This window comes from Pseudomonas sp. MF4836, from assembly GCF_002018875.1.
In the GTDB taxonomy this organism is placed as follows: Bacteria; Pseudomonadota; Gammaproteobacteria; order Pseudomonadales; family Pseudomonadaceae; genus Aquipseudomonas.
Map to the genome: position 1 here is coordinate 1 of NZ_MVOL01000035.1, position 3983 is coordinate 3983.

Sequence of the window (3983 nt, forward strand, 5' to 3'; positions counted from 1 at the left end):
ACTGGCAGGGGGACTTCAACCGAAGTCACCAGTGTCAGATAATGGTTGCAGCTGAGAACCATGGCTTAGCGTACAAACATCTCAGTGCTCTGTGATTTCCCTTTATTTCGCATGACCCGTTAGTCACGCATAATGCCATTATTGCTCATGGAGACTCATCTTGCGCTCGAACCTGCCTGTCACAACCGTTGAACAAATATTTCCAGTCCAGCAGCGATTGATCTCTGCTACGGATACGAATGGGAATATTTCCTATGTGAATGACGAGTTTATGAGAATAAGTGGCTATTCTCGTGAAGAGTTGTTGGGCAGTCCGCACAATTTGGTTCGTCATCCCGACATGCCTCCAGCTGTTTTCGGGCTGATGTGTGGCTATCTGAAGGCTGGCAAAAGCTGGATGGGTATCATCAAGAATCGCTGCAAGAATGGTGACTTCTATTGGGTCAGTGCGTATGTGACACCTATTCTCGAAGATGGCCGCTTAACAGGCTACGAGTCCGTTAGAGTCAAGCCGACTCGGGAGCAAATTGATCGCGCACAAAAGCTGTATGACCGGTTGCGTGCAGGTAAAAATTCCATTCCCCAAAATCGTCATTATGCGGCATTCATGAGGAGGATGGTCTTACCTGCAACTGCGGCTGCGTTGGCAATAGGTGCGGCTAGCGTGCTGCCAAGCCTGGCAGCACAAGCGGTAACTGCCGTGCTCTTTCTCGTTACAGGATGGTGGTCCTATACGCGGCTGGAACATCAGTTGAGTCATATCATGAAATGCGCCCCTGACGCTTTTTCAGATCCGATTAGCGCCATCACTTACAGCGATACGTATGGCCCTTCAGCGCAGTTGGAAATGATATTGATTAGTGAGGATGCACGCCTTAAAACCGCACTGACTCGGCTAAGCGATCTGGCCAGCCAAGTGGCTGAAGCCGCTGCGCATTCCTCCTTACTCTCGAACCAAACTGAAAATGCCTTGCTGGAGCAGCGAGCGGAAACGGACATGACGGCAGCCGCCATGACGGAGATGGCGGCCTCAATCAACGAAGTGGCAGGGCATGTTCAAAAAACCGCCATGGAAGCGCAAGCAGCAAATGAACTGGCTGAACAAGGTGATAAAGTCGCCGGTACTTCCCGTGAGGCCATTCAGTTGCTGGCCAGTACCGTCACGAATATCAGCACTGCTGTGGATTACCTTGCCAATGAAACCCAGCAAATTATGGCTGCTGCGGGGGTGATTCAAGCCATTGCTGATCAAACCAACCTACTCGCTCTCAACGCTGCAATTGAAGCGGCTAGGGCTGGTGAGCAGGGTCGTGGTTTTGCGGTAGTAGCTGATGAAGTCCGGGCCTTGGCCGCTAAAACCCGCGTATCGACTCAACAAATTCAAAACGTCATTGAAACCCTTAAAAAAGGGGCAGATGAGGCTGTGAGCATTGCCAAACTCGGTATTCGCGAGGCCGACCACGGTGTACAGCAAGTTATAGAGGCGCAGTGTGCTCTCCAAGGCATTCGCGATGCTGTTGAACGGATCAGTGGTATGAGCCAGCAAATGGCAGCCGCTTCAGAAGAGCAGGCTAGTGTCGCTGAAGATATTGCTCGGCAGATTAATAACGTAGCGGGAACGGTTGAGAGAACAGCGAAGAATGCTAACTCCGCCGTGATTCGTGGCCGCGAACTTGAAAGTACATCCCGTGGTTTAAACTCGTTGGTTGAACGGTTCAACAGGTAGTGACCTTATGACTATTTTGGTGAATTAGGTTTATATATGAGTGCAAGATACCGTGCAGCGGTGGATGCGGCAGCTATTTTCTCGGAAACCGATAAATCCGGAATAATCACCTATGTCAATGAACAGTTCTGTGATATTTCTGGCTATAGCGCACAGGAGTTGATTGGGCAAAACCACCGCATACTAAACTCAGGGCAGCATCCCCCTGAGTTCTTTATTGATATGTGGAAAAAAGTTTCACGTGGGCAGGTATGGAAAGGTGAAATTTGCAACCGTAAAAAGGATGGCAGCCTGTATTGGGTAGAGAGCACCATTGTACCCATGTACGATGATGCCAGCCAGCGGGTGCAGAAATACGTTTCCATTCGTTTCGATGTGACCGAAAAGCGGAAGTTTCTGGAAACCTTGCAATGGCAGGCTGAGCACGACGAGCTGACGGGTCTTCCAAATCGTTTTTTGCTGTCCAAAGCGCTTGATCAGGCTATTGTCAAAGCAAAGAGCCAGTCCAGCACGGTTGCCGTGGGCGTGCTTGATCTCGATGGGTTTAAGCAGATTAACGACCGCTATGGCCACGAGATAGGTGATCGTCTGTTAGTGGCGGTGGCTGATCGCCTGAAACATAGTATGCGTATCGAAGATACCGTAGCCCGTTTGGGAGGCGATGAGTTCGTGCTGATTTTGGATGTGCGGGATCCCAAGGTGTTGGAAAGCGCCCTGCAGAGGCTTTTAGCTGCCCTTTCCGCCGTCTACATCATCGATGGCATAGGCATTAATATTTCCGCCAGTATCGGTGTGACGCTCTATCCAAACGATAATGAGAATGCCGATACACTGCTACGTCATGCCGATCAGGCTATGTATAAGGCCAAACAAAGTGGCCGTAACTGTTTCTATTTGTTTGATGTATCAAAAGATAAGATGGATAAATCAGCTTTTGATACCGTAATACGGGTTCGCCAAGCGTTACATGATGGTGAGTTATGCTTGCATTATCAACCAAAAATAAGTTTGAGCAGTGGGGCAGTGATTGGTTTTGAAGCACTATTGCGTTGGCAGCATCCGCGAGATGGACTTATATTACCGCAGTATTTTATACCGTTGATTGAGCAGAGCGATCTGATCGTGGAGATCGGCGAGTGGGTCATAGATCAGGCGCTCAGTCAAATAGAACAATGGGCGGACTTGGGTCATTCGTGGTCTGTGAGTGTAAACATTGCAGCATTACATTTGAAAAAAGAAAACTTTGTAAAGTCCCTAAAGTTTTTGCTGGACAGCCACCCTAATGTTTTGCCGCAGATGTTGGATATTGAGATTGCCGAATCAGTGGTGATAGAACACTTATCACATGTCACTCAGTGCCTCATTGCTTGCCAGGATCTGGGTGTGACATTTTCGTTGGACGACTTTGGAACCGGGTATTCATCGCTGAGCTACCTTAAACAACTGCCCACGCAGTCAATCAAGATAGACAAATCTTTTATACGCGACATACTCATCGATAAAGACAGCTTGGGGCTGACTAAGGCGATCATCGGCCTAGCGAAATCGTTTAACCGCGAGGTTATTGCTGAAGGGGTGGAAACGGTTGAGCACGGAGTGTTGCTGATGAACCTAGGTTGTGATGTAGCGCAAGGCTATGGTATTGCGAAACCCATGCCGGTAGAAAAAGTGCCATCTTGGGTGGCGAAGTTTGTCCCTGCTCATTTATCTAGAGGGGTAATAGATAAACCGCACCGTCCATGAACTGATTGCGTCGTCGCAACCTAGTGGATTGAGCGGTTAATTCATTTATCCACCGGTAACGATATACTGTGCGTCCAATGCCATGGATTGGTTATGCGCATGGCTCGACCGACTTTCCCCATTCGCTCGAAATATATTTTTTATGATACACTATCCCAGCTGTTGTTTTCTGGAACAATGAAATAATTAATATTATCATAAACAGATCGATAATAATAAAGAGGATCATATATGTCGGATCAAGAGTTAATACTAGAGCAACTCCGTAACGTGAATTATGATAAGTTAAGCAAACAAGATATCGTAACAATGCTAAATGCAGGGGAACAGACTCTAGAAAATATGGCAGCATCAAGAAAAACTGCCATTGATATAATAGCAGAGGCAATGAACCAAACAAAGAATACGCTTGAGGCACTTGATTATTCTGGAAAGGTAGAAGCTGAAATCAGGAAAAATCTCAGCATACTGAGAAAGCTACTGATGACTGGCGATCTATAGCCCCCTAGACTGG

General features: G+C 47.7%; 3 protein-coding genes and 1 pseudogene. All 4 read left to right on the forward strand.

The features are described from left to right. Positions 1 to 271 precede the first annotated feature (271 nt). Positions 272 to 439: pseudogene (locus MF4836_RS36330) on the forward strand (PAS domain-containing protein); the annotation flags it as partial. A 177-nt stretch (positions 440 to 616) separates the two neighbouring features. After that, complete coding sequence (locus MF4836_RS34560) at positions 617 to 1726, forward strand: methyl-accepting chemotaxis protein (RefSeq protein WP_371105869.1); 1110 nt, start codon at positions 617 to 619, stop codon at positions 1724 to 1726. A 36-nt stretch (positions 1727 to 1762) separates the two neighbouring features. Further along, the gene (locus tag MF4836_RS34565) at positions 1763 to 3469 is read left to right on the forward strand and encodes a putative bifunctional diguanylate cyclase/phosphodiesterase (RefSeq protein ID WP_078474157.1); all 1707 of its coding nucleotides are present in this window, start codon (positions 1763 to 1765) and stop codon (positions 3467 to 3469) included. A 231-nt stretch (positions 3470 to 3700) separates the two neighbouring features. Then, positions 3701 to 3970, forward strand: coding sequence for a hypothetical protein (locus tag MF4836_RS34570; protein WP_078474158.1), 270 nt, complete (start codon positions 3701 to 3703; stop codon positions 3968 to 3970). The last annotated feature ends 13 nt before the right edge of the window (positions 3971 to 3983 follow it).

Coding starts and splice junctions, on each gene's coding strand:
- MF4836_RS34565 (WP_078474157.1), top strand. CDS start 1,763: ATGAGTGCAAGATACCGTGCAGCGGTGGATGCGGCAGCTATTTTCTCG.
- MF4836_RS34560 (WP_371105869.1), top strand. CDS start 617: ATGGTCTTACCTGCAACTGCGGCTGCGTTGGCAATAGGTGCGGCTAGC.
- MF4836_RS34570 (WP_078474158.1), top strand. CDS start 3,701: ATGTCGGATCAAGAGTTAATACTAGAGCAACTCCGTAACGTGAATTAT.